Below are 25,734 nucleotides of genomic sequence, written 5' to 3'. Positions count from 1 at the left end.
TCGATTGTTCTGGTTTGGACGTGCACCGAAACCCGGAAAGGAACTCCGATGAAGATCAGCGCCCGCAACATCCTCAAGGGAACGATCGTCGAGATCGTCAAAGCACCTCGCCTGTCCGCGGTGATGTCGCCGGCTCCGTCGTCACGCTTCGATCACCAACGAGGCCGTTGCCGATCTCAAGCTCGAAAAAGGCAAGCAGCCTATGCCATGATCAAGGCAACCGACGTCATGGTCGACATCGATTGAGGGTCGGAATTGATTGACGGTGGACGGATCAGACCGCGATCGGCGCCTTGATCGACGCGTCGGCAAAATAGTTTTCCAGCCGGAAATCCTCGAAGCGGAAGGCGAACAGGTCCTTCACCTCCGGATTGATCCACAGCGTCGGCAGCGCCTTGGGCGTGCGACGCAATTGCTCGCGCGCCTGCTCGAAATGGTTGGAATAGAGATGCGCATCGCCCAGCGTATGGACGAACTCGCCGGGCTTTAGCCCGGTCACCTGCGCCACCATCAGGGTCAGCAGCGCGTAGGAAGCGATGTTGAAGGGTACCCCGAGAAAAATGTCGGCCGAGCGCTGGTAGAGCTGGCAGGACAGCTTGCCGTCCGAGACGTAGAACTGGAACAGGCAGTGGCAGGGCGGCAGCGCCATCGCCTCCACTTCGGCCGGGTTCCACGCCGAAACGATCAGCCGGCGTGAATTCGGATTCCTGCGTATCTCCTTCAGAACATTGGCAATCTGGTCGATCGACCCGCCATGGCCATCCGGCCAGGAGCGCCACTGCTTGCCATAGACCGGGCCGAGATCGCCATTCTCGTCGGCCCATTCGTCCCAGATCGAAACGCCATGATCTCTAAGGTATTTGATGTTGGTGTCGCCGGCCAGGAACCACAGGAGTTCATGGATGATCGACTTCAGATGCAGCTTCTTGGTGGTGGTGACGGGAAAGCCGCGCGACAGGTCGAAGCGCATCTGGTACCCGAACACCCCACGCGTGCCGGTGCCCGTGCGGTCGCCACGGTCGGCGCCATTGTCCAGCACATGCTGCAAAAGGTCGAGATACTGGCGCATCGGCTTCGCCTCGATTCGGGGTTACCGCCATCATAACCGACTGGCCGCCGGCCGAACACAGCAAAAGGACCAGAACGCGGCTTGCCCCATCACTCTTCAAGGGTTAGCGTTGCCCCTCACCTGCCTGCCGGCATCCTCTCCCCGTATAGGGACGGGGAGAGGGGCGCTGTGATCAGCGGTTTCGCCAATCACAAGCGTTCGAGAGAGAGAGCCAAGGCTGCGGTCAGCCCTTTCTCCCCGTCACTATACGGGGAGAAATGCCCGGCAGGGCAATGAGGGGCGGTGCTGACCTCCGGTGAGGAGCAAAATCAAACGCGCGCTCTGCCTATCGGCAATAATCTCTACAAAGAGCCGAGCTTGCCCAGATCCTTGGCGACCAGATAGTAGAAAGTCACGCGGCTCTTGGAGCTGTCGGCGGCCAACGCCTTGCAGGTCTTCTCGATCGCTGAGTCCGCTTTCGCCCCGTCGGTCACGCCAAGTTTCTTGGCAACCCAGTTGGTCTTGACGCGCTCCAATTCCTTGGGGTCGGTGCAGGATACCAGCGAGGAATCGCGGTTGCGCAGCGCGATGCCCAGATGTTTCACAATCTTGGCAACCACATCGGCATTTGCGGCGGCGTCGTATTTCTTCACGTCTGCGAGATAATCGGCCATCAAATTTCCCCATGTCGGCGCCACGGGATCCGATCGATGAGGGCTGTGGCGCGCTGCCGCAACTTGTGCGCTCGGTCGATACTCCTCACCATCGCAAAGCTTCGGTTGAGACCGCCCGCGAGTCAACCCTCGGCGCCGCAGTTTGGTGCGGCCAAGAAGTGTCATTGCGGCCTTTCATTTTGTGCGCCCGCCCCCTATATTCGTTTTGTCGGCTTGACCGACTATGGCGATAAATGGGCGATGTAATAAGCCGTTCGGACCCGGGGGCGGTACCCGGCGCCTCCACCAAGAACCGTTCTGTGATCAGAGCGGCTGTTGCTGGGGGCGAAATAGGATCGACGAAGGTGTAAAGATCGTACTTTTGCCCGGCATGGTACCACCGTCATCGGGCTAAACCTGTAGTTGCAAATGACAACTATGCGGAAGCACGTCTCGCCGCGTAAGCGGTGCGATAGCTTCAAATCAAGCCCTAGAGGTTCGCACTTCTAGGCGGGGTTCGGAGGTACCTGGCAACAGAAACCTCCACTTCTCCCCTCCTCGATATCGTACGCTCAATGCCGGCTGCCGCTGGCCGGATTTCGCATGACGATGGGCCGCGAAGCCTACACCAAATTGAGCCATGAGCTGGTGCAATTTGCCGCTGGCGTCGGTCGAAGGCCGTGGTTCTGGCCGGGGCCGGATTACCCCAGACGTGAAAAAGGCCGGGATGACCCGGCCTTTCCGGTCGATTGCGGTCAGCTTACTCGGCCGGCGCTTCAACGGCTTCGCGCGAGCGGCCAAGCGTCAGTTTGGCCAGCGTGAACGAGATCACCGCGCAGAGCGTGATGCCGGCCACCATGGGCAGCGGGGTGCCGTCGAAGAAGATGCCGGCGACGCCCATCGCCAGCGCACCGATGGCGAAGTGCAGGGTGCCCATCAGCGCCGAGGCCGTGCCGGCGATCTCGCCATGCTCTTCCATGGCCAGCACCGACGTCGTCGGGATGACCAGGCCGAGGAAGCCGTAGCCGACGAACAGCAGTGCCGCCATCACATCGAGCCGGTCGACGCCGGTCGCCATGACTGCGAACAGCACCACCATCGTCGTGGCATAGCCGGTCACCGCCACCCAGACGACGCGCTTCAGCCCGAAGCGCTCCGACAGCAGTCCCGTCAGCTGCGACATGCCGATGAAGGCGACCGCATTGATCGAGAAGAACACGCTGTAGACGGAAGGCGACAGCCCGTAATGGTCGATCAGAATGAAGGACGAACTCGAGAGGTAGACGAAGAAGCTGGCGATGCCGAAGCCGGCGATCGCCACCAGGCCGAGGAAATTGCGGTCACCCATGAGGAAGCGATAGCCGGCGAGTGCGGTTCCGAAGGAGGAACCGACGCGTTCTTCCGCCGGCCGCGTCTCCTTCAGCGAGGTCGCCAGCAGAATGGTGGCCAGCAGGGCCGCGCCCGTCACCGTCCAGAATACGGCGCGCCAGCCGAAATTCTCGATGATCTGGCTGCCGGTCAGCGGCGCCAGGATCGGCGACACCGAAAACACCAGCATCAGCAGCGACATCAGCTTGGCGGCTTCGGTGCCGGTGTGCAGGTCGCGCACGATGGCGCGCGGCACCGCCATGCCGGCGCTGGCGCCCAGTCCCTGCAGAAAGCGGAAGGCGATCAGCCATTCGATGGTCGGGCTCATGGCCGAACCGATACCGCCGACCATGAACAGCGCAAGGCCGCCGTAAAGCGGCAGCTTGCGGCCGACCATGTCGGAGATCGGTCCGACGACGATCTGGCCGAAGCCCATCGACAGGAAGAAGATCAAAAGGCTCATCTGAACGGCGGCGGTGCCGGCATGCAGATCCTCGCCGATCGAAGGCAACGCCGGCAGATACATGTCGATGGCGAAGGGGCCGATAGCGGACAACAGGCCGAGCACGACCGCGATGCGGAGGAATTTGGGACTCATGATAAAGGCTTCTTTCAAGTCTGGTTGGCGCCGCCAACGCGACGACTAACCCTAGGACGTTCCATCCCGTTGAAATCCGACGGCTCAGAGCGAGATTATTCGTCTCTACGGAGCGAATTCCCATTTATTGTGTCCACAAATTTAGACAGCCTTGTCTAATTCGTCAATCACCTCTATATAGATTTCTATGAAGCTTGCCGTTTCTCCTGACATTTTCCCGCCACGCGGCCACGAGGCCAAGCGTATGTCGATCATCGATGCGGCGGCTTCGGTCTTCTGCCGGGAAGGCTTTGCCGGCGCCAATATCGACCTGATCGCGGTGGAGGCCGGCGTGTCGCGCCAGACCATCTACAATCACCACCGCGACAAGGAAAAGCTCTTCATGGCTGTGGTGCGCGATCTGACGGAGCGCTGCAATGCCGGCATCTTCGCCACCTTCGCCTCTTTCCCAGACCAGCCGAAGGATCTGGAAGCCGACCTGATCGGCTTTGCCGTGCGCATGAATCAGAACTGCATCTGCAACCGCGACGGACGCTTCCTGCGCAAGCTGATCCAGACCGAAGGCGAGCGCTATCCCGAGCTCTTCGCAGAATGGCGCGACCAAGGGCCGGGCCGGACCTGGCCCGCACTTGCCGCCCGTTTTGCCCGCCTCGCCCATGCCGGCCATCTCGCGGTCGACGATCCCGATGTCGCCGCACGCCAGTTCCTGGCGCTAGCCAACGCCGAACTGCAGACCACCTTCATGCTAGGCGGCATGCCGTCGGAAGACGAAGTGTTGCAATCCGCCACCCACGGCGTGCGCACATTCCTGCGCGCCTTCGGCAAGCGCAGATCAGCGGCAGCGGTGGAAAAACAGCTGGCCAGCGCCTGAACGTCAAAGCCGGCGATCAAATCGTCCGTTACGGGCTTCGCTTCGGCGCATCAGCGATCTATATCCGGTTTACGCCGCGCTCAAGCTTGATTACAGCTATGCGGACGATTCAACGGAACCCGACCAGCACATGGCCGACGACCACATCCGCTACGACATTCTGGCCCAGGAGGCATTGCGCGGCGTGATGCGCAAGGTCCTGGCCGAAGTCGCGCGCACCGGCCTTCCCGGCAATCATCATTTCTTCATCACATTCCTGACCGGCGCGCCGGGCGTGCGGGTGTCCTCCAGGTTGCGCGAGCGCTATCCCGAACAGATGACCATCGTCATCCAGTTCCAGTATTGGGACCTCAAGGTGACCGATACCGGCTTCGAGGTCGGGCTGTCCTTCTCCGACGTGCCGGAGAAGCTGGAAATCCCGTTCTCGGCCGTACGCGGCTTCTACGACCCATCGGTCAATTTCGAACTCGAATTCGACGTCAAGACCGACGTCCCGGCGGAAGACGATGCAGCCGCCCAGCCGGCTCCCGAGCCCTTGCCTATCGTCTCCGAGAAAAAGCCGAAGGCCGAGAAGAAGGCAGCTGCCACTGAGGCGGAGAAAAAGCCCGCCGTGGCCGATGCCGGCAAGGGCGCCGACGTCGTGTCGCTCGACGCCTTCCGCAAGAAGTAGCGGGACGGACGGCGCGACATGGGCGAAATCGTCAACCTTCGCCAGGTCCGCAAGCAGAAGGCGCGCACCGAAAAGGAAAAGCTCGCCGGCGAGAACCGCGCTCTGCACGGCCGTTCCAAAGCCGAAAGAACTCGTGACCGGCTGACATTGGACAAGGCCGAAAAATTCGTCGCCGGCCACCGCCGCGAACGCCCGGAAGACCAGGGCGATTGATGGACCGCCTGCGGTGAGCCCGGTCGAAAAACGCTCCGTGACCATCCGCGGCCATCGCACCAGCTATTCCCTCGAAAAACCCTTTTATGACGATCTCGTCGCCATCGCCGCCGCGCGCAAGCTGACCCTTGCTGCCCTGGTCGCGGAGATCGACGAGACAAGACCGCGAGATGCGAACCTGTCCTCGGCGCTCAGGCTTCATGTGCTGGACTGGGCCAAGCGCGGCGCGGTCTGAATGGTTCTTAATTGCCCAGCGACTTCAGCAGATTGTCGACGGAGAACGGATTTGTCCTGGGCTTCGGCGGCGCCGGGGCCGAACCGTCATTGACGCCGGGAAGTGAGCGGTCGACCTTCGGCGCCTGCTCCTGAGCCTTGCGCTCGGCCTCCAGCCTGGCTTTTTCCTGCGAAGCGATCCGAGCCTGTTCGGCCTTCTTCCGTTCGTCCTCGGCCTTGGCGGCGTCTTCGGCAGCCTGCTCTTCGGCCTGGGCTTTCGCGTCCGCATCTGCCTTGGCCTTTGCGTCAGCCTCTGCCTGCGCTTTCGCATCGGCATTGGCCTTTGCTTCGGCATCCGCCTTGGCCTTCGCATCCGCTTCGGCCTGTGCCTTCGCATCGGCCTGTGCCTTCGCCTTGGCGTCGGCCTCGGCTTTGAGCCGTGCCGCTTCCTCCTGCTTGCGCAATTCCTCGGCCGCGTTGTCGCGCTCGGTCTGCAGGGCGGCGTAGTAGCGCACCTCGCGCCGCAGCCGCTGCTTCTCGAGCAGTGCGGCCTGCATCGCCTCGACCCGCTGCTGCTCCTTTTCCAGCGCGCGCTGGGTCAAAAATTGCGCCAGCGGCTCGCTGTCGAACTGCTTCTTCAGCGCCCCGAACGGCCCATCGACGCTGAAATTGACCGTCGGATCGGAGCCGATCAGCGCCTCGTCGCCAGGCTTGTAGGTGACAGCGCCCTTGGTGGCGACGGTGCCGGTGTTGAGGTCGGCCGTGATGTCGGCAGACAGCGTCGCCGCCTGGTTTTCGAATTTGATCGGTGGTGCCCGCAACGTGCCGCCGGCGACCGTGAAGGCGATGTCGGCATCGCCGGCAGCAAAGCTGCCGTCGCCAGCGATCTCAGGTGCAAAGCCCGCGGTCTTGGCCACGTCGATGTCGCGCCCGATCGCATCGGCCTTGGCAATCAACGCGCCGAAGGCATCGGGATTGACGCCGGCAATGGTGAGGCCTTTCAGCGCCGCCGTGCCCGAGCCGGAGAGTGCGGCAATCATCGCGTCGACCGATTTGCCGCTGGTCGACAGCCCTGTCGAGAAATCGCCGTTGCCACTCAATCCGGCAGCCGGCAGCACAGTCGCCAGGTCGGCGCCGGCAAGCCTCATCTGGCCGGAGAACAGCCCCGTGCCGTCTGTGTTCTTCAACTCGAACAATCCGGTGAGCGCGCCGCCGAGCAGTTTTGCCTTCAGGTCCGAAACGCGGATGCCTTCCTGGTCCAGTTTCAACGACAGCGACGCGTCATAGGCTGTCGCCAGCGGTCCGGCGGCAAGTGTCGCCGTCGCCAGGTCGAGATCGGCGCTGAACGGCAGGCTGGATTTCTGGCTGAATGGCGCCGTCGGCCAGTTCGCGTTGCTGCTGAGGAACGACTGGTCACCGAACAGCGCAACCGCAATCGGGTCGAGGTCCAGTTCGTCGAGCGCCAGCGCACCGGCAAAATGCGGCAGCCCCTGCTTCGCATCGATGTTGACGTCGCCCGAAATCTCCGACTCGTTGATGGATCCGCTGAGGCCGCTCAACACCAGCAGGCCGTTGCCGAAATCGGCATCCGCGCTGAGCGAGGTCGAGGTGCCCGTTCCCATACCCGGCAGGCCGGCGCCGGTCGTCATCAGCCAGGGCTCGATATCGGAAGCGTCGAGGCCGATCTTGCCCTTGGCGGTGGCGCCTTGCGGCGTCTGAGCGACGGTGCCGTCGAACGTCGCCTTGAAGTCATCGGCGGCGAAATTGAAGCTCGTCGCCAGGCCGCCGCCGAGCGTGCCTTTGGCCGAAATATCGGTGCTTGCCTGGCCGAGCATGCCGAGCGGCAGCGCCGGCAGGCCGTAGAGCGCCAGCAGCACGGTGGCGTCGGGATTTTTGGCGTTGAAGGTCACCGTCACCGGCGCGTCGAGCAACTGGCCGACGGCACCCTTGCCCGACAGCGACGCCGAAAAGGCCGAACCGCCGGCCTTGCCTTGTCCGCTCACCGCCAGCCCGGTGGTGCCGTCGCCATTGTCGGCGGCGCTCGCCACCAGATCGACGCGCGCGTCCTGGAACAGTTCAGGATAGGCGGCCGTGCGGCCAGCCAGTCCCTTCAGCATCAGATTGTCGGGATAGTGTTGCGCGGCAATGTCGATCAGCGGCTTCAGATCGACTGCGACCACCGAGGCATCGAGCTTGCCGGTCGGGCTTGCCGGAAAATCCTTGATCCGGCCGGTGGCGCTGATCGAGGCGCCGGCAAGGCCGCCAATCGACAGCCGGTCGATTTCGAGCAGCCCGTCGCGGAGCCGGAGCGCGGTATCGACCGTGTCGGCGGTGAGCCCGCCGGCATTGACCGGCCCTGCCTTGATCTGAAAATCGAGGTCGCGGTCGGAAAAGCGGTTGGCGCCCTTGTCGCTGACGAAGATCGAGGCGAAGGCCGTCAGCCCGTCGACATCGAGTTCGCCGCCCTCGAGCCGCATCAGCACCGAGGACTTGGCGTCGTCGGGCTGGCTGGAATCGATGCGGCCGGTGAACTTCGACTTGCCGAGGATCAGTTCGAGATCGCTGAACGCCTGCCGCTTCTCCGACAGGTCCACCTTGGCCTTGAAGCCGGCGGCCGGCAGCCGGCGGATCGCCTCGTCGACATCTTTGGACAACCAGGCAGCAAAGCCGGAAGGCTGCGCCACCGCCAGCAGCATGGAGCCGCTGAAACCGAAATGATCTTCGACGCTGAGCATGCCGCTGGCTTCCAGCGTCGTGCGCCCGGGCAAGGTCGCGGCCAGCGATTTCACCGACCAGCCGCCCTCGACCGGCTCGGCCGAGAGATGCACGTCGCGCACCGTGGTGTCGCCGGCCACCACCGCCGGCAGCTTGACCTCGACAGTGCCGGGGATACTCGGCTTCGGCAGTTCGAGCAGCGCCTGCTCGATCCCGGCAATGCGCTGGTCCAGCGTCAGGCCGGCGCCCTTCTCAGCGCCCACCGCCTCGTCCAGTTGCACCTGCGCGCCATTGGCCTCGATGGCGAAGTTCGGCCTAAGGCCGAGATCGACCGAAGCCTTGCCGTCGGCTGTGTAGGGATTGTCGAGCGGCCCGGTCTCGAAGCGGAATTCGTCGACGCCGAGCTTCTGATGGTCGAGCGAGAACTTGCCGTTCAGCCTGAACCCCGGATCGGGTTTGCCGGCGCTGATTTTGACGCTCTCGCCATCGCCGCCGCGCAGTTCGGCGCTGTTTTTGTCGTTGCCGGAAATCTTGAACTGGCCGGAATAGACGGCAGCCCCATTGACGATGCCGGCATTGCCGTCGGTTTCGATGACCAGTGGATAGGCATCGGGATCGACCTTGAGCCTCAGCCGCATCTGGCCGCTGCCTTCGGCCTTGCCGGTCGAAGCCGCAACAGTCGAACGCAGTCCGTCGAGCAGCAACGTTCCATCCATGCGCCACGGCCCGGCCAGCGACTTGGCAGAGATGGTCGAATTGATCTCGGAAATCAGATGGCTGCGCCCGCCTGCGGCATGGCGGAGCGCAATTTCTCCCTCCGTCACCGTGAGCTTCTCGATCGAGATCTGGTTGAGATCGAAGGGCGAGGACGGCCGTATCGCCCAGTCGACCGTGCCGTTATCGGCGATGTCGATCGTCGCCTTCGGATGCACCAGCCGCATGTCGAAAATCAGCACTTCGCCACGCAGGAACGGCGCCAGTTCCGCGTCCATCGAAAAGGTCTCGACGGTCATTGCCGGCTGGCCGCCGGGGCCGCCGGCGACCGTGACGTTTGAGAAGGTCACCGAGGGGAACGGCAACAGCCGCGCCGTGGCGTCGCCTTGCACCGTCACCTTGCGGCCGAGAATGGCGCTCGCCTCGCGCTCGAATTGGGCGCGGTACCCGGTCCAATCGACAAAATACGGCACCACCAGCGCCGCAACCAGCACCAGCACAAACAAGCCACCGAAGATCACGAACAGGCGTGCGAGCATCAGCTCCGAACGGGTTGATTGAAAGTCAGCCGCACTCTACCCGCATCAGCGTGTCGATAAAGAGGCAATTCATCCAGAGTTGCTTGATCTCTGATGTATCTGGAAGAGCAGAGATTTTTGGACGCCTTTGACCGTGGTCCGGCCTGTGCGTAAGAGACTATCCTGCCATGGCGCGTCGGCGATATTCGTTCAGCAGCACCACCATCTCCTCGGGCGACAATGTCCAGCCCTGGGGTAATGCGGCTTCGGCGCCCAGGCTTTTGGTCACGCTGCCCATGACGGAGCTTTTCTTGACCCCCGGTGCGAAATTGTACCCGATCATATCGCCGATTCTGCGCCGGCGATGGACGACGAAGAAGCTTTCGATATCCTTCCAGGGGACCAGGTTGGGCGATCGAACAAGGCCTCCGCCGAGACTGAAACCTTGTCCGTTCAGCACCAGAATCTGCGGCCGCACAAGCTGCCAGGCAAACACCAACGCGACCAGCCCGAAAAAGGCCACGCACCACCAAAGGCCGGCGGTGTCGCCGTCCTCGGAGACATAAATCAGGAAAGCGCAGGCCAGGACAAAGAAGAGGCTGGCCGACAGCAATAACAGTGTCTTGCCAAGCGATGCCCTTATAATCAGGGTATCCATTGCCGCTCCTCACATTTCGGCTATGCAGGTAATATCTTGCCTGGGTTCATGATGTCTTGCGGGTCGAGCGCTTTTTTTATGGAGCGCATGATGTCGACACCATGGCCGAGCTCATGGCGCAGGAAGCCGATCTTGCCCTGGCCGATGCCGTGTTCGCCGGTGCAGGTGCCGTCCATGGCGATCGCCCGCATGTTCAGCCGCGAGACGAATTTCTCCGCCAGCGCGATCTCTTTGGGGTCGTTGACATCCATCAGCACCAGCACATGGAAATTGCCGTCGCCGGCATGGCCGACGATCGGCGCAACCAGGCCCATCTCGGCAATGTCGGCCTCGGTTTCGGCAACGCATTCGGCCAGCCGCGAGATCGGCACGCAGACATCGGTCGAAAGGCCCTTGGCGCCCGGCCGTAGCGTCAGCGACGCCCAATAAGCATCGTGCCTGGCTTTCCAGAGTTTCGTGCGCTCCTCGGCGACGCTGGTCCAAAGGAATGGCCCGCCGCCATTGTCTTCAGCAATGGCACCGAAGGTTTCGGCCTGTTCGGCGACACCGGCATCGCTGCCGTGGAACTCGACGAACAGGCACGGGCTCTCGGGGTAATCGAGCTTCGAGTAATTCTTCATCGCCCGCATCTGCAGTCCATTCACCAGTTCGATGCGCGCCACCGGAATGCCCATCTGGATGGTCGCGATCACCGCGTTGCAAGCTGCCTCGAGGCTCGGAAACGGGCAGACGCCGCCGGAGATCGCCTGCGGAATGCCTTGCAGCTTCAAGGTCAGCGAGGTGATGATGCCGAGCGTGCCTTCCGAGCCGACCAGAAGCCGCGTCAGATCGTAGCCGGCCGAGCTCTTCTTCGCCCGCTTGCCGGTCGTCACCGTCTCGCCATCAGCCATGACAGCTGTCAGCGACAGCACGTTCTCGCGCATCGTGCCGTAGCGCACCGCATTGGTGCCGGAGGCCCGCGTTGCCGCCATGCCGCCGAGCGAGGCATTGGCGCCGGGATCGATGGGGAAGAACAGGCCGGTATCGCGCAGGTGCCGATTCAAATCCTCGCGCGTTACGCCAGGCTCGACCGTGCAGTCGAGATCCTCCGGGTTGACCGCCAGGATGCGGTTCATGCGCGAGGTGTCGACCGAGATGCCGCCGCCCGGCGCGTTGGTGTGGCCCTCCAGCGAGGAACCGACGCCGAAGGCGATGACCGGCACGCGGTGCGCGGCGCAGGCGCGCACGATCTCCTGCACCTCGTCCGTCGTCTCCGGGAAGGCGACACCGTCCGGCGCCTGCGTCGGAATATAGGTGGTGGTGTGCGCATGCTGCGAGCGGATCGCCGCGCCGGTCTGGAAGCGTTCGCCGAGCTGCTGCTTGAGAATGCCGAGCACGACGGCGATGCCTTCCTCGTTGCGTTCGACCGGATTTAGGTCGCTCAGAGCCATGAATTCCTCCGCGAATGGACCAGCGTCCACGCTTGTTATGCGATTATGGATGCACATGACGCAATTCCAGGAAAAGTGTGAAGCGGTTTTCCGTCCGGGATTGCGTCAAAACAAAAACTAAAGCGGTTCACCGTTTCCGCGAGACGGTGAACCGCTCTAGTCTCAGCGTCCACGCCCTGTCCAGCCCCTGAACTCGGTCCAGCACCAGAACAAGGAAGTTTCCATGCCCATCCCTGCCCCCTTCGTTTCCAAACCGATGGACATCGAGAAGGACTGGATCGACTACAACGGCCATCTCAACATGGCCTATTACAACGTGTTGTTCGACCGCTGGTCGGATGAGGCGTTCGAGGCGATGGGCATGGGGCTGGACTATGTCAAAGAGCGGCGCCTGACCATCTACACGGCCGAAGTCCATGTTTGCTATGTCCAGGAACTGCACCTCGAACACAAGGTCGTCGTATCCTTCCAGCTGATCGATCACGACGACAAGCGGCTGCGGGCCTACCAGGAAATCCGCCATGTCGATGGCTGGCTTGCCGCCACCTCCGAAACCCTGTCGCTGCATGTCGACATGTCCGGGCCGAAAGTCGCGCCCTTCCCCGCCGATGTGCAGGCCAAGGTGGAAGCCATGCGCGCCGCCCATTCTGCACTGCCGATGCCCGAGCGCGCCGGCCGTTCGATCGGTATTCGCCGCAGGACCGCTTGAAGCGCTGCCGCGCCCGCGTTAACCTTACCAAGGTTTTAACGTGAACAAGCCATTTGGGCCATTGAACGACTCAGCTGACCGTTTGAGAACGGTGCCATGCGAGTTGTGACGCGGGCGGCGGGCAACAGGCGGTTCGAGGAACGTGCATGAAAACCGACATTAAGGTCGAGGTGGACAGGCTGGCTGCCGATCCGCGCATCACCGACTATGATTTCTGGCGCTCGTTGAAGAACGTCAACAACGAGATCTTCCACATCGCCAACAACAACGAGCCTATCCCCTTCGACATGATCCGCTGGCGCGCCATCCTGAAGCAGGCGCGCATGAAGCGTGGCCACGCCTGATGTTTCCGCTGTTCTGAGAAAGCCGCCACCGGCGAGCGCCGCCACGGACAATTGCGATCTGATCATTTCTATAGGTCGGCGCCAGCCCTGCTTTCAGCGAATCGGCTACATCCGACAACCTTCAAACCCATTTATTTCAATCCGTTGTGGAACCGGCGATTCGGTTCCGCAAATGGCTGCCTGCGACAAGAAGATCAAGATTGAACCAATTCCACGTCTAAGCCGTTGTGACCCCTGAAAAACGGCTTGGAGTGAAAGCATGGACTGGAAAAGGACCAGGGAACCGGCCGACGCATGGCACATGACGGACAATCTGCATGCCGAGCACGGCAAGGGCGATCCGTTCGCGGCCGCCATCCGCGCCACCCGCATGTCGATGGTCATCACCGATCCCCGTCAGGCGGACAATCCGATCGTCTTTGCCAATGACGCGTTCCTGCGCCTGACCGGCTACGAGCGCGAAGAGGTCATGGGCAAGAACTGCCGCTTCCTGCAGGGGCCAGAGACAGACAAGGCAGCTGTGGCTAGCGTGCGCGACGCGATAGCAGCGGGAACCGATATCGCCATCGATCTGTTGAACTACCGCAAGGACGGCTCGACGTTCTGGAATGCGCTCTACATCAGCCCGGTTTCCAACGACAAAGGCGAACTCCTGTTCTTCTTTGCCTCACAGCTCGACGTCTCGGATCGCAAGCGCTCGGAGGATCGCATCACCGCCGACAAGAACCGTTTTGAAAAGGCTGTCAAGGAACGCACACGCGAGCTTGAGGCCGCCCTTGAGGCGCAGACCACGCTGCTGCACGAGGTCGACCATCGGGTGAAAAACAACCTGCAGATGATCTCCTCGCTGATCATCATGCAAAGCCGGGCAATCAAGGATGAAGCGACGAAGCGATCCCTGACCACCATGCTGGAGCGCATCGAGGCGCTGAGCACTGTGCATCGCCGTCTCTACCAGTCAAAGGATGTCAGCCGCTTCGATGTCTCGGATTTCGCCAGGGATCTGGTCACCGACCTGCTGACCGCATCGGGGCGCGCCGAGATCAAGCCGACGCTGGACCTCGAACCCATCGTCATTCCGGCCGAAAAAGCCACGCCTGTTGCCTTGATGGTCAATGAGCTTGTCACCAACGCGCTGAAGCATGCCTTCAAGGAAAAGCCGGACGGCACCACCGCGGGGCGCATCGGCATCAAGATGAGCCAGCCCGACGGCCACTTCAACATCGAGGTTTCCGATGACGGCGTCGGCATGGCCGAGGCCAGTGGCGATGCTTCTTTCGGCATGCGGCTGATCAAGTCGCTTGCCCGTCAGTTGCATGCCGACATCGAATGGCGCGACGCCGGCCCGGGCACAAAGGTCGTCATCTCGATGCCGAACGAACCGCAGCAGAAAGGGAAGCTGTCATGAACGAACCGCTCAAGGTCCTGATCGTCGAGGATGAGGCGTTGCTGGCGATGGAACTGGAAAGCCTCGTCGAGGAAGCCGGCCACAGCGTTGTGGGTTGGGCGACATCGTTGGCCGAAGCAAGAGGTATGATTGATACCGCCGATGCCGATATTGCCTTTGTCGATATCCACCTCGCCGACGGACCAACCGGGGTCGAGGTTGCCGAGCATATCCGCGAGGGTAACCGTTCCATGGTGGTGTTCATGACCGCCAATCCAAAACGCATCCCCGACCATTTCGCCGGTGCGATCGGCGTCATCGCCAAGCCCTACACGATGAACGGACTGGTGTCGGCGTTGCGCTATCTGCAGGAGGGCGTGCGGCGCCCGCCCCCGGTCTCGGTGCTGCCGGCCGGTTTTACGCTGTCGCCGGCCTATGAAAGCGTATGGGCGTCGTCGGCGGCCTGAAGCTTACGCCAGCTTCTCCTTGAGGAAAGCGATCGTCCTGCCCCAGGCGAGATCGGCTGCCTTCTTGTCATAGCGCGCGGCCGAGGTGTCGTTGTTGAAGGCATGGTTGACGCCGTCATAGACATAGAGCGTGTATTCGACATGGGCGGCGTCGAGCGCTTTCTTGTAGGCATCGATGCCGGCGTCGATGCGCTCGTCGAGCCCGGCATAGTGCAGCAACAGCGCCGCCTTGATCTTCGCCACATCCTCGGCCTTCGGCTGCATGCCGTAATAGGCGACGCCGGCGGCGAGATCGGGCGCGTTGACCGCCAGATTGTTGACCGTGCCGCCGCCCCAGCAGAAGCCGACAGCACCGACCTTGCCGTTGCCGTCCTTCTCGCCCTTGAGATAGGCGATGGTCGCCACACCATCGGCGGTGACCTGGCTGGCTTCGAGCTTGGTAAACATGTCGCGCGCCTTGTCTTCGTCAGCGGGCGTGCCGCCGAGCGGCGACAGGAAATCCGGCGCCAGCGCCACGAACCCTTCCAGCGCAACGCGCCGCGCCACATCCTTGATATGCGGGTTGAGCCCCCTGTTCTCATGCACCACGATGACGGTGCCGAGCTTGCCGGACTGGTCCGCCGGCCTGACCAGATAGCCCTTCATCTCACCGCTGCTGCCGGAATAGGTGATATCTTCAGCCTTCACGCGCTGATCGTTGTCGGCGACGATTGCCGCCTGCGCCGAATTCGCCGCAAGCAGCGGCGCGATCGCGGCCGCCGCCGCGCCCGATCCGGCAAGCCTGGTCAGCTGTTCCATGAAGCGGCGGCGGTCGAGCGTCAGATGCGTGTATTCGTCATAGGCATCGATCATCGCCTGGGTGATGGCAGGTTTGGCAGGTTTGACGGCTTCGGCGGTGGGTTTCGTCATGGCGTGCTCCTCGTTAGGAGATGATCTCACGGTCACTCCGGGATGACCTCGCGGTCACTCCGGGATGACCTCGCGGTCACTCCGGGATGACTCGCGGATCAAGATAGGGTGCAAGCTCGCACGGTCCAGTCTCGGATGGGTGACGCTTGCGCCATCGAACGATGCGGCCGCCCCGCCGAACGCGCCCATCACATTTTGGTCATTTCAGAGAATGTCGATGGTGCCGCCACAATATGGAAGGAAGCTGATGATGGTCTCGCTCGTAGCGGCGAGCCCGACGAGAAGGAACAACGCCATGACCTTGTCTACTCCGATCCTTGCAAGCGCGCTCGTGCTTGCTGTTGCTGCCTTGCTGGCAATGCGCTCCGCTGCTGCCGCAGCCGCCGCTCGGATGGTGAAGGTCCGCGTCGACCGGCGTCGGCCGGCACCACGCTGATCCAGCAGGCCGAAACAGGGCCGCAGCTAACCAATGAAGTACTGGGCTCCGTGCCCAGCCTCAAAGGCCATCTCTTACGCAAGCTGACCAAGGCTGCTGCTGCCCTCATCGCCCTGCCGGGCACTTCTCCCCGTATAGATGCCGGCAGGCAGATGAGGGGCGGCGCGACAGAATATCTGCCGGGCCGATCACTTACCTAAGTCACATCGCTGCTACTTCGGCAGCGTATAGGCCATCACATAGTCGCCGGGCTTGGTGCCGACCGAGCCATGGCCGCCGGCGACGATGACCACGAACTGGCGGCCGTCGGCGACGGTGTAGGTCATCGGCGTCGACTGCCCACCGGCCGGCAGCCTGGCCTGCCAAAGCTGCTTGCCCGATGTCAGGTCATAGGCGCGCAGATAGTCGTCGACCGCCGCGCCCAGGAAGACGACGCCGCCGGCGGTGATCATCGGCCCGCCAATGCCGGGAACACCGACCTTCAGCGGCAAGGGCAACGGCGTCATGTCGTAGACGGTGCCGTTGCGGTGCTTGTAGGCGATCTTGCCGGTTCTGAGGTCCGCTCCCGCCACATAGCCCCATGGCGGCGCCTGGCAGGGCACGCCGAGCGGCGACAGGAACGGCCCCATCACCACCGCATAGGGTGCGCCCTCATTGCGGTTCAGCCCCTGCTCGCTGCCGCGCCCCTCATCCGGCGGCGGCACCTGGTCGCGCGGAATGAGCTGCGATTTGAACGCCAGATAGGTCGGCATGCCGAACATCACCTGCCGCACCGGATCGACGGCGACGCCGCCCCAGTTGAATGTGCCGAAATTACCGGGATAGACCAGCGACCCCTGCACCGATGGCGGGGTGTAGCGGCCCTCGTAGCGCAGGCCCTGGAATTCGATCCGGCAGGCCAGCTGGTCGAACATGGTGATGCCCCACATGTCGGCGCCGGTCAGCGGCCTCGGATTGAAGGAGAGATCCGAGACCGGCTGCGTCGGCGACGTGTGATCGCCCTCGACAGCGCCGCCCGGCGCCGGCACTTCCTTGATCGGGATGATCGGCTCGCCGCTGCGCCGGTCGAGCACGTAGAGGTCGCCCTGCTTGGTCGGTCCAACCAGGCCCGGAACGACGCCGGCAGCGGTGGTGATGTCGACCAGGGTCGGCTGTGCCGGCACATCCATGTCCCAGAGGTCGTGATGCACGGTCTGCCGCACCCAGCGCACTTGTCCGGTGGCCAGATCGAGCGCGGTGATCGAGGAGGAAAACTTCTCGACATTGGCGCTGCGGCCCATCCCGAGCTGGTCCGGCGTCTGGTTGCCGAGCGGCACATAGAGCAAGCCGAGCTTCTCGTCGGCGCTTGCCGTCGACCACATGTTGGGCGAGTTGTGGGTGTAGGTCTGGCCTGCCGCCAGCGGCGTTGTCTGGTCCGGATTGCCGGAATCCCAGTTCCACACCAGGGCGCCGGTGTCGACGTCGAAGGCCCGGATGACGCCGGACGGCTCTTGCGTCGAATAATTGTCGTTGACCGCGCCGCCGATGATGATCTTGCCGCCCGCAATCAGCGGCGCCGAGGTCGAGTAATAATAGCCCGACCTCGGATACGGCATGTTGGTCAACAAATTGAGCGTGCCGGCTTCGGCGAAGGACGGGCAGACCTGGCCGTTGGCGGCGTCGAGCGCGATCAGCCGCGCATCCGAGGTCGGCAGATAGACGCGCGTCGCGCAAGGCTGGCCGGCGGCGATCTTGGCATCGGCATAATAGGACACGCCGCGGCAGGTCTGGTGCTGGCGGTCCTTGTCGAGCTTGATCTTGGGATCGAAACGCCATTTCTCCTTGCCGGTGGCGGCATCGATGGCGATAGCGAAATTGTGCGGCGTGCAGATATAGAGCGCGTCGCCCACCTTCAGCGGCGTCACCTGGTAGGTGGTTTCGCCGACATCGTCCGGCCCTTTCACGTCGCCGGTCTGGTAGGTCCAGGCCGGCTGCAATTTGGCGACATTGTCGGACGTGATCTGGTCGAGCGGCGAATAGCGCTGGCCAAATTGCGTACGGCCGTAGAAATGCCATTCGCCCGGAGGCACATTGCCGCCGAGATCGGCAGTCGGCGTCACCTTGTCGGCGCTGAGGTCGCCGGCGATGTCCTTGGGATCGGCCGTCATCGAATAACCGGCGACGGCGAGCGAAGCGAGCACGGCCAGAATGAGCGGCGCTCGCGCGTCGGGGCCGGTCAGGCCCCGCCTTGCCCAAGGTGTCAGCAGCCACAGCGCCAGAAGCACGATGATGCCGCCGCGCGGTCCGAGTTCCCACCAGTCGAAGCCGATTTCCCACACCGCCCAGGCCAGCGTGCCGAGCACGATCGCCGCGTAGAGCCAGAGCGCCGTCGATTTGCGCCGGAAGAGCAGCCATGCGGCGATCAGGAAGGCGAGACCGGTGATGACATAGTACCAGCTGCCGCCCAGCATCACGAGCCAGACGCCGCCGCCGCCAAGTGCGAGGCCGATGAGGAACAGAATGAGGGAGGTGATGACGACAGCCAAGACGATACTCCTTCGACTGATGCGCATTCCGCGACGCGGCCATGGGCAAAGGTATGCCAATCCTGCCCCCGGCGGTACAACCTTCTCCCGGCCGCCGTGCCTGTCAAGCCGCCGGGGAGCGATCCACGGCGAAACCAAAAGGCCATGCCGCAGGCTCTCTTGCGTAACAGGGCGTTTTTCGAGGCCACACGCCAAGGTGGCAATCCCGCCTTGCCGGCATCCGGGTTTTCCAGCAGTCTGCTTTGGACCAACCATCAGGAGCAACCAGAGTGACGTCATTCGCCTCGCCTCTGACGCGCGTAGTCCTTGTCCTCTGTAGCTTCGTCGCGCTCACGGCCGGCACAGTGGCCGCGCCGGCACAGACGCTGAGCGAGATCAATAAGGCAAACGGCTTTCACGAGATGCTGATGGGCATCGGTCCCGGCATCGCCGCAGCCACGAAATCCATACCCGAACCGTTACCGGCAAATTTCCAGGACGCCTTGTCGGTCGCGCTGGAAGGCGCCTTCGACGCAGTCAAAATGGAGACTGCCATCGAATCGCGGATGGCGGACAGGCTGTCGGCCACCGATCTGTCCGACCTCGCAGCGTTTTACGCTTCCCCGTTGGGCAAGCACGTCACCGCTTTGGAAATTCAGTCGTCTGGCCCGGAAGGCAGGCAAAGCAAGAAGACAGAGGGCAAGCAAATCCTCGCCGAGCTTCCGACCAAGGATCCAGCCCGGCTTGAATTGTACCGCAAGATCATCGACGATATCAGCGCTGTCGACACCGGCGAGGCGATAGCGCTGAACATGAGCTACGCGATGGTTACGGGGATGCTGGGCGCAGCCGGAAAGCCTCGGTCGGACGAACAGATCATGGCGCTGGTGCGTCAGCAATCCGTGAAAATTCGCCAGAACATCGAACAGAATGCCATGCAGGGTAGCGCTTATACGTACCGGGATCTCCCGCTCGGCGATCTCAGACTGTACTCGACATTCCTGGAGTCACCCGCGGGCAGCCGCTATTACGACCAGATGCTGACGGCCTTTGGCATGGTGATGACAGAGGAAGCGCGCTCGTTCGGACATCGATTGTTCGTCGCGCTCGGTTACCGAAAGGCCTGAGCCGCGGTATCGGGCACTTTAGCAGAACAAAACGTAGACACTTCTGGTCTTTCGCTCCCGAATCACTACATTCGGGGGAGATGTCCGGCTTTGCGGAAGAAATGCCCTTTTTCGACGAACCCAATGCGCGGCCCGCGGCCCCGTCGGGCATAGCCGCGCGCGCCATGGCGGCCCGCAGCGGACCCAACAGCGCGCCCGATTATCTCAACGGCCTCAACCCCGAGCAGCGGCTGGCGGTGGAAACCACCGAAGGCCCGGTCCTGGTGCTGGCCGGCGCCGGCACCGGCAAGACCCGCGTGCTGACCACCCGCATCGCCCATATCCTGGCCACCGGCAGGGCTTTCCCCTCGCAGATCCTGGCGGTGACCTTCACCAACAAGGCCGCGCGCGAGATGAAGCAGCGCATCGGCCATCTCGTCGGCGAAGCCGTCGAGGGCATGCCGTGGCTCGGCACCTTCCACTCCATCGGCGTCAAGCTCTTGCGCCGCCACGCTGAGCTGGCCGGGCTCAAATCCGATTTCACCATCCTCGACACCGACGATGTCGTACGGCTGATCAAGCAGCTGATCCAGGCCGAAGGCCTCGACGACAAGCGCTGGCCGGCCAAGCAGTTCGCGCAGATGATCGACGGCTGGAAGAACAAGGGCCAAGGCCCCGCCGACATTGCCGAGGGCGACGCGCGCAGCTTCGCCAACGGCAAGGGCCGGGAACTCTACAAGGCCTATCAGGAGCGGCTGAAGACGCTGAACGCCTGCGACTTCGGCGATCTGCTCTGCCACCCGATCCGCATCTTCCGCGCCAATCCGGACGTGCTGAAGGACTACCACAAGCGCTTCAAATACATCCTCGTCGACGAGTACCAGGACACCAACACCGCGCAATACATGTGGCTGCGGCTGCTGGCGCAAAGACCTACCTCCCCCTCGATGGGGGAGGTCGCGCCGCGTAGCGGCGCGAGTGGGGGTGGCAGCGCCGGCGCCAGTCACCCCTCCCCGCCGCTTCGCGGCGACCCTCCCCATCCAGGGGAGGGTAAAGCGCGCTCGGCCAAAGGCCGCATGCCCGACCGGGCGTCCGAGCCGTTGCGAGGGCCCGCGCCGGCAGGCGCGGAACGGCCCGTGAGCGAAAACAAAGTCAACATCTGCTGCGTCGGCGACGACGACCAATCGATCTATGGCTGGCGTGGCGCCGAGGTCGACAACATCCTGCGCTTCGACAAGGATTTTCCCGGCGCCACCATCATCCGTCTGGAGCGCAATTATCGCTCGACCGCGCACATCCTCGGCACTGCCTCGCACCTCATCGCCCACAATGAGGGCCGCTTCGGCAAGACGCTGTTCACCGAGAAGGTCGCCGAGGACGACGAGAAGGTGCATGTCCACGCCGCCTGGGATTCCGAGGAGGAGGCGCGCGCCGTCGGCGAGACCATCGAGACCTACCAGCGTGCCAAGCACAAGCTCAATGATATGGCCATCCTGGTCCGCGCCTCCTTCCAGATGCGCGAATTCGAGGATCGCTTCGTCACGCTCGGCCTCAACTACCGCGTCATCGGCGGCCCGCGCTTCTATGAGCGCATGGAAATCCGCGATGCACTGGCCTTCTTCCGCGTCGTCGCGCAGGGCGCCGACGACCTCGCCTTCGAGCGCATCGTCAATGTCCCCAAGCGCGGCCTGGGTGAAGCCACCATCCGCCAGATCCACGACACGGCGCGGAGCTTGCGCATCCCGATGCTGGAGGCAGCCGCCAAGCTCGCAGAAAGCGACGAGCTGAAGCCCAAGCCCCGCGCGGCCTTGCGCGAAGTGGCGGCCAATTTCGAGCGCTGGCAGAAGGCGCTGGAAACCACGCCGCACACCGAACTCGCCGAGACCATTCTGGAGGAGAGCGGCTACACCGACATGTGGAAGAACGACCGCTCGGTCGAGGCGCCGGGCCGGCTGGAAAACCTGAAAGAGCTTATCCGCTCGATGGAGGAGTACGAATCGCTGCGCTCCTTCCTCGAGCATGTCGCGCTGGTCATGGACGCCGAGCAGAACGCCGAGCTTGACGCCGTCAACATCATGACGCTGCATTCGGCCAAGGGCCTCGAATTCGAGACCGTGTTCCTCCCCGGCTGGGAGGAAGGCCTGTTCCCGCACCAACGCGCGCTGGACGAAGGCGGCCGCTCCGGCCTGGAGGAAGAGCGCCGTCTCGCCTATGTCGGCCTGACCCGGGCCAAGAAGAACCTGCATCTGTGGTTCGTCTCCAACCGCCGCATCCACGGCCTGTGGCAGTCGACCATCCCGTCGCGCTTTCTGGACGAACTGCCGGAAGCCCATGTCGAGGTCGCCGAAAGCGGCAACTCCTATGGCGGCTACGGCAATTCCTATGGCGGCGGTTCGTTCGCGTCGGGCCGTGGCGGCCAGGGCGCAGGGCGGCAGAACCCCTACGGCGCCTCGCGCTTCGACAATGTCGGCGCGGAAAAATCCGGCGCCTTCTCCAACACCTATGCGACGCCCGGCTGGCAGCGCGCGCAGGCCAACCGCACCGAGGCGACCGACCGCAACTGGGGCTCGCGCTCCGGCCACCAGGTCGAGCGCATCGGCTATGGCGAGACCGACTCCGGCTACGGCGCCGGCCGAACCAGCGTCAAAGGCCGCACCATTGACGGCGAACTGGTCGCCAAATCCGTCGCCGACACGCCGTCGCCCTTCAGCGTCGGCGACCGCGTCTTCCACCAGAAATTCGGCAACGGCAACATCTCCAACATCGAAGGCAACAAGCTGACCATCGACTTCGACAAGGCCGGCCAGAAACGCGTGCTGGACGGGTTTGTGGCGGCGGTGTGAGCGCCCGCTTGTCCTGTTGTCCTACAAGCGACCACATTGTTGTAGTCTGGCGGAGCCCTCCCCGCCTCGTCATCCACGGGCGGAGCAAGGAGCGTAGCGACGCAGCGTAGACCCGAGGATCCATCCCGCGTCTTCAACGCGTTGCCACGGTGCGGAATCCTGCGCAGCTGCACGCCAAGGTCGCGGAATGGATTCCAGGGTCTACGCGACGGAGCTTCGCTCCTGCTCCGCCTTAGAATGACGAAGCGACGGGCGTCTGCCCAGTCGTCGGGGCATGCGGTCCGCAACATGAGCGTCCCCGTCAATTTAGCCCGCCCCTCACCTGTACCGCGCCTGGTTCCACTTGTGCCCCAGCAGCGACAGGATGATGATCAGCCCGTTGAAGAACTGGACGTAGAAGCCGCTCAGGCCCGCCGCCACGACGCCGGTCTGGATGAACGACACGGTGACCGCGCCGATCGCTCCACCGGCAACCGTACCGATGCCGCCCCAGGTCGGCGTGCCGCCGACGAACACCGAAGCCAGCACCGGCAAGAGATAGCCGTCGCCCGCGGTCGGCCACCAGGTGAAGTTGATCATCACCGAAAACGTGCCGGCGATCGCGGCCCCGATGCCGGTGAAGATGAACACTTTCACCCGCACACGCTTGACGTCGATGCCCATTTGCTGGGCGCTGTCGGGGTTGTCGCCGACGACCCTCACCTGCGCGCCGAAGCGGTGCCGGTTGTAGAGCATTGCCGAAAAAATGACGAAGGCGAGTGCCCATAAGACCTGTACCGGAAAACCCCACACCTGACCGGAGAAGATGGTGTACGCCCAGCTGTCGCTGAGACCGGTCAATGCCGTCGATCTGCCCTCGTTGATGATCTGGATCAGTCCCCGCAGCAGGAAATTCATGCCGAGGGTGGCGATCAGCGACGACAGCCCGCCATAAACGACCAGGGATCCGACGAGAAAGCCGAGCAGCGTGCCGGTGAGAATCGCCGCTGCGATGCCGAGAAACGGATCGTAGCCGGCCTGCACCACCAGCGCGAACACCCAGGAGGCAAAGCCCATGGTTGCGGGAAACGACAGGTCGATCTCGCCGCAGGTGACGACGAAGACCAGCGGCACCACCACGAACAGGGCAACCGGCAGCGTGGTCAGCACGGATCTGTAGAGATACCAGGTGGTGAACACGGTCGGGTTGGCGATCAGGAACGCCGCCATCATGATGATGAACACGGCGAGCGTGCCGAGCGCTGCGCGGTTGTCGATGACGAAACCGCGCAGCCAATGGTCGGACGGGTGCTTCCACTCAGGCCGGGCCGCCTTGCCGCCGAGCGGGCTCTGCAGATCGGGTTCCATGGTCTTGCTCATCGTGCTGCCCTCTCCGCGTCGCCGGCCTCGTGCAGCCCCGGCAATCCTCCGGGATGCGCAACGTCTTCCATGAAATTGATCAGCTCTTCGGCCGACTTGACCTCGGTGCGATCGGCGGTCAGCGCCACCTTGCCGCGGTCAATCACCACGAAGCGGTCGGCGATGTCGAAGACATGGTGGATGTTGTGGCCGATGAACAGGATCGAACGGCCGCTCGCCCGCACCTGGCGCACGAAATGGAAGACCTTGGCGGTCTCGGTCAGCGACAGCGCCGTCGTCGGCTCGTCAAGGATGATCAGCTCGGCCTGCTTGTAGATGGCGCGCGCGATCGCCACGCCCTGGCGTTCGCCGCCGGAGAGCTGGCCGACGATCGAATGCGGCGTGAACACTTTCGAGGTAAAGCCGATCTCGCGCATCAGCCGGCTCGCCTCCTCTATCTCTTTATTGACCTTCAGAAAGCCCATGAAGCCGGTGAGTTCGCGGCCCATGAAGATGTTGCGCACGATGGTCTGCTGCACGGCCAGCGCCCGGTCCTGGAAGACCGTCTCGATGCCGGCGTCGCGCGAGCGTGCCGCACTCCAGCCGGTCACCGGCTTGCCGCGCACCAGGATCTCGCCGCTGGTCGGCTTGACGACGCCGGACAGGATCTTGATCAGCGTCGATTTGCCGGCGCCATTGTCGCCGATCAGGCCAACCACCTCGCCGCGGTCGACCGAGAGATTGACCCCGCCCAGCGCATAGACCTGGCCATAGGATTTGCTGATGTCGCGCAGTTCGATGATGCGTTCGGCCATGGCGATCCTCGCTCCTGTGGTATCATCCCGGCCTGGTGCCGGCGGTCCTGCCGGCCGGGCTTGCGCCCAGCCGGCAGTTTGGGAGGTCAGCGCAGCGCCTGCTTGGCGAGCTCGGCGACGATCTCGTAATTCTGCGGCGTGACGAAGCCGGCGCCAGTGTCGACATTCATCGGCGCCAGGCCCAGCACCACCTGCTGGCAAAGGCTGAGGATCGGCAGATAGCCTTGCAGAAACGGCTGCTGATCGGCCGTCAGTTGCACCCAGCCGCCCTTGAACGCCTCGACGATCTGCGGGCTGGTGTCGAAGCCGAAATTGAAGATGTCGCCCGGCTTGCGCCCCGCCGCCTGCATGTAGGTGGCGACGTTGCCCAGCATCTGGCCGCCGGGATAGCCGACCGCCTTGACGTCGGGATTGTTGAGCAGGGCCGCGGTGATCACCGGTATCGCCAGATTGGGGTCGGACGCCCATTCGCCGCTCGGCGGCGACGACAGCTGGATGACCTCGACGCCGGCTTCCTTGAGTGCTGCCACCGTGCCGCGCTCGCGCGCGCCGCGGGCCTCGTTCTCGAACGGGCCGATCATGATCGCCTTGTCGCCGGACTTGAGATTGCCGAGCTTGAACGCTTCGACGCCGAGCGCGCGGCCCTGCTGCTCCTGCTGGGCGCCGACATAGCCGCCGCCGAACGCAGCCACCACCGTCGGCACCGGCACGTTCTGGTACATCATCTTGATGCCGTCCTTGTGCGCCTGTTCGGCCAGCGGCATGATCGCGGCGTCGCCGGGATGGCCCATCATGGCAATGCCGTTGGGCTTCACGGCGACGGCCTCGCGCAATTGCTGAACCATCTTCTCGACGTCCCACTGCGAGAAGATGTAGTCGACCTTGGGTCCGAGATCGGACGCCGCCTGCTTGGCGCCATTGTAGACGATGGTGCCGAAAGCGTCGCCCTCGGCGCCGCCGACGAAAAAGCGGATGTGGACATCCTTGCACCACTGGGCGTCGAGCGCCTGCGCCGGCAGAGTGGAGATGGCAGCGCACAGCGCCGTGGCGGCGGCCACGACGGTCGAGCGCAGAAGTGTCGTTCTCATTGCGATGCTCATGCACGTTCCTCCCTTTTGTCCTCGGTGAGCCGAGGGGTTTCGTCGTTCGCCTGTCGGCAGTGCTTGTCGGCAGTGCTTGGGAATCTGTCAGGCCGGCTCCTCCCACC

At 63.3% G+C, this 25,734-nt stretch carries 22 protein-coding genes, 1 other RNA gene and 1 pseudogene; 13 read left to right on the top strand and 11 right to left on the bottom strand.

Annotated features, from left to right (window positions below; genetic code table 11):
* Positions 1 to 48 precede the first annotated feature (48 nt).
* Positions 49 to 246, top strand: a pseudogene (locus X751_RS0133255) (TOBE domain-containing protein).
* A gap of 28 nt (positions 247 to 274) precedes the next feature.
* Here the strand turns inward: X751_RS0133255 and X751_RS152365 are convergent.
* Both X751_RS152365 and X751_RS152370 read right to left on the bottom strand, forming a co-directional pair.
* The gene (locus tag X751_RS152365; protein WP_023688064.1) at positions 275 to 1,069 is read right to left on the bottom strand and encodes a thymidylate synthase; all 795 of its coding nucleotides are present in this window, start codon (positions 1,067 to 1,069) and stop codon (positions 275 to 277) included.
* A 341-nt stretch (positions 1,070 to 1,410) separates the two neighbouring features.
* Entirely contained in the window at positions 1,411 to 1,722 is a 312-nt protein-coding gene (locus X751_RS152370; RefSeq protein ID WP_023668323.1) for a DUF2853 family protein, read from the bottom strand.
* Between the two features lie 168 nt (positions 1,723 to 1,890).
* Between X751_RS152370 and ssrA the strand changes: the two genes are divergently transcribed.
* Positions 1,891 to 2,249, top strand: a transfer-messenger RNA (tmRNA) gene (gene ssrA / locus X751_RS1000000165570).
* Between the two features lie 212 nt (positions 2,250 to 2,461).
* Here ssrA and X751_RS152375 read toward each other — a convergent pair.
* Positions 2,462 to 3,667 carry a multidrug effflux MFS transporter gene (locus X751_RS152375; protein WP_023667417.1) on the bottom strand — a complete coding sequence of 402 codons (1,206 nt, stop codon included), beginning with the start codon at positions 3,665 to 3,667 and terminating at the stop codon, positions 2,462 to 2,464.
* A 187-nt stretch (positions 3,668 to 3,854) separates the two neighbouring features.
* Between X751_RS152375 and X751_RS152380 the strand changes: the two genes are divergently transcribed.
* The 4 genes from X751_RS152380 to X751_RS152395 all read left to right on the top strand — a co-directional run bounded on the left by X751_RS152380 (position 3,855) and on the right by X751_RS152395 (position 5,656).
* Positions 3,855 to 4,538 (top strand): TetR/AcrR family transcriptional regulator, encoded by a 684-nt coding sequence (locus X751_RS152380; protein WP_023668320.1) that lies wholly within the window; start codon positions 3,855 to 3,857, stop codon positions 4,536 to 4,538.
* A 130-nt stretch (positions 4,539 to 4,668) separates the two neighbouring features.
* A complete protein-coding gene (locus X751_RS152385) occupies positions 4,669 to 5,208 on the top strand; it encodes an SspB family protein (protein ID WP_023744627.1) in 540 nt (179 codons plus the stop codon).
* Positions 5,209 to 5,226: 18 nt separating this feature from the next.
* Positions 5,227 to 5,421: a DUF4169 family protein gene (locus X751_RS152390; protein ID WP_023699586.1), complete on the top strand. Its 195-nt coding sequence runs from the start codon at positions 5,227 to 5,229 to the stop codon at positions 5,419 to 5,421.
* A gap of 13 nt (positions 5,422 to 5,434) precedes the next feature.
* Positions 5,435 to 5,656: a ribbon-helix-helix domain-containing protein gene (locus X751_RS152395; protein WP_023668319.1), complete on the top strand. Its 222-nt coding sequence runs from the start codon at positions 5,435 to 5,437 to the stop codon at positions 5,654 to 5,656.
* 7 nt (positions 5,657 to 5,663) lie between these two features.
* Here the strand turns inward: X751_RS152395 and X751_RS152400 are convergent, their stop codons facing one another.
* From X751_RS152400 to X751_RS152405, 3 genes are all read right to left on the bottom strand, one after another.
* Positions 5,664 to 9,602: an AsmA family protein gene (locus X751_RS152400; protein ID WP_023744626.1), complete on the bottom strand. Its 3,939-nt coding sequence runs from the start codon at positions 9,600 to 9,602 to the stop codon at positions 5,664 to 5,666.
* Positions 9,603 to 9,759: 157 nt separating this feature from the next.
* Complete coding sequence (locus X751_RS17640; RefSeq protein WP_156936375.1) at positions 9,760 to 10,194, bottom strand: hypothetical protein; 435 nt, start codon at positions 10,192 to 10,194, stop codon at positions 9,760 to 9,762.
* Positions 10,195 to 10,259: 65 nt separating this feature from the next.
* Positions 10,260 to 11,669: an FAD-linked oxidase C-terminal domain-containing protein gene (locus X751_RS152405; protein ID WP_023714754.1), complete on the bottom strand. Its 1,410-nt coding sequence runs from the start codon at positions 11,667 to 11,669 to the stop codon at positions 10,260 to 10,262.
* A gap of 223 nt (positions 11,670 to 11,892) precedes the next feature.
* On the opposite strand from X751_RS152405, the gene X751_RS152410 reads away from it, so the two are divergent.
* From X751_RS152410 to X751_RS152425, 4 genes are all read left to right on the top strand, one after another.
* Positions 11,893 to 12,378: a thioesterase family protein gene (locus X751_RS152410; RefSeq protein ID WP_023714755.1), complete on the top strand. Its 486-nt coding sequence runs from the start codon at positions 11,893 to 11,895 to the stop codon at positions 12,376 to 12,378.
* A gap of 146 nt (positions 12,379 to 12,524) precedes the next feature.
* The gene (locus tag X751_RS152415) at positions 12,525 to 12,722 is read left to right on the top strand and encodes a hypothetical protein (RefSeq protein WP_013531006.1); all 198 of its coding nucleotides are present in this window, start codon (positions 12,525 to 12,527) and stop codon (positions 12,720 to 12,722) included.
* Between the two features lie 259 nt (positions 12,723 to 12,981).
* The gene (locus X751_RS152420; RefSeq protein ID WP_023744624.1) at positions 12,982 to 14,130 is read left to right on the top strand and encodes a histidine kinase dimerization/phosphoacceptor domain -containing protein; all 1,149 of its coding nucleotides are present in this window, start codon (positions 12,982 to 12,984) and stop codon (positions 14,128 to 14,130) included.
* Complete coding sequence (locus X751_RS152425; RefSeq protein WP_023668313.1) at positions 14,127 to 14,576, top strand: response regulator; 450 nt, start codon at positions 14,127 to 14,129, stop codon at positions 14,574 to 14,576. The genes X751_RS152420 and X751_RS152425 overlap by 4 nt, the downstream gene beginning before the upstream one ends.
* Before the next feature lie 3 nt (positions 14,577 to 14,579).
* Here X751_RS152425 and X751_RS152430 read toward each other — a convergent pair whose 3' ends face one another.
* Positions 14,580 to 15,485: a dienelactone hydrolase family protein gene (locus X751_RS152430; RefSeq protein WP_023705527.1), complete on the bottom strand. Its 906-nt coding sequence runs from the start codon at positions 15,483 to 15,485 to the stop codon at positions 14,580 to 14,582.
* Positions 15,486 to 15,620: 135 nt separating this feature from the next.
* On the opposite strand from X751_RS152430, the gene X751_RS1000000166955 reads away from it, so the two are divergent.
* Positions 15,621 to 16,121, top strand: a complete 501-nt coding sequence (locus X751_RS1000000166955; RefSeq protein WP_155923825.1) for a hypothetical protein — start codon at positions 15,621 to 15,623, stop codon at positions 16,119 to 16,121.
* A gap of 12 nt (positions 16,122 to 16,133) precedes the next feature.
* Here the strand turns inward: X751_RS1000000166955 and X751_RS152435 are convergent, their stop codons facing one another.
* The gene (locus X751_RS152435; RefSeq protein ID WP_023744623.1) at positions 16,134 to 18,446 is read right to left on the bottom strand and encodes a glucose/quinate/shikimate family membrane-bound PQQ-dependent dehydrogenase; all 2,313 of its coding nucleotides are present in this window, start codon (positions 18,444 to 18,446) and stop codon (positions 16,134 to 16,136) included.
* Between the two features lie 269 nt (positions 18,447 to 18,715).
* Here X751_RS152435 and X751_RS152440 point away from each other — a divergent pair, with 269 nt between their 5' ends.
* Entirely contained in the window at positions 18,716 to 19,552 is an 837-nt protein-coding gene (locus X751_RS152440; RefSeq protein WP_023744622.1) for a DUF2059 domain-containing protein, read from the top strand.
* 80 nt (positions 19,553 to 19,632) lie between these two features.
* Positions 19,633 to 22,374: a UvrD-helicase domain-containing protein gene (locus tag X751_RS152445; RefSeq protein WP_023744621.1), complete on the top strand. Its 2,742-nt coding sequence runs from the start codon at positions 19,633 to 19,635 to the stop codon at positions 22,372 to 22,374.
* Positions 22,375 to 22,692: 318 nt separating this feature from the next.
* Here X751_RS152445 and X751_RS152450 read toward each other — a convergent pair whose 3' ends face one another.
* From X751_RS152450 to X751_RS152460, 3 genes are all read right to left on the bottom strand, one after another.
* Positions 22,693 to 23,733 carry an ABC transporter permease gene (locus tag X751_RS152450; RefSeq protein WP_023682111.1) on the bottom strand — a complete coding sequence of 347 codons (1,041 nt, stop codon included), beginning with the start codon at positions 23,731 to 23,733 and terminating at the stop codon, positions 22,693 to 22,695.
* The gene (locus tag X751_RS152455; protein ID WP_023668308.1) at positions 23,730 to 24,527 is read right to left on the bottom strand and encodes an ATP-binding cassette domain-containing protein; all 798 of its coding nucleotides are present in this window, start codon (positions 24,525 to 24,527) and stop codon (positions 23,730 to 23,732) included. Before X751_RS152455 ends, X751_RS152450 begins: the two co-directional genes overlap by 4 nt.
* An 86-nt stretch (positions 24,528 to 24,613) precedes the next feature.
* A complete protein-coding gene (locus tag X751_RS152460) occupies positions 24,614 to 25,627 on the bottom strand; it encodes a substrate-binding domain-containing protein (RefSeq protein WP_023682113.1) in 1,014 nt (337 codons plus the stop codon).
* Positions 25,628 to 25,734 lie beyond the last annotated feature (107 nt).

Source organism: Mesorhizobium sp. LNJC394B00, assembly GCF_000502555.1.
In the GTDB taxonomy this organism is placed as follows: domain Bacteria; phylum Pseudomonadota; class Alphaproteobacteria; order Rhizobiales; family Rhizobiaceae; genus Mesorhizobium.
This window is presented reverse-complemented; position numbering and strand designations above follow the sequence as displayed.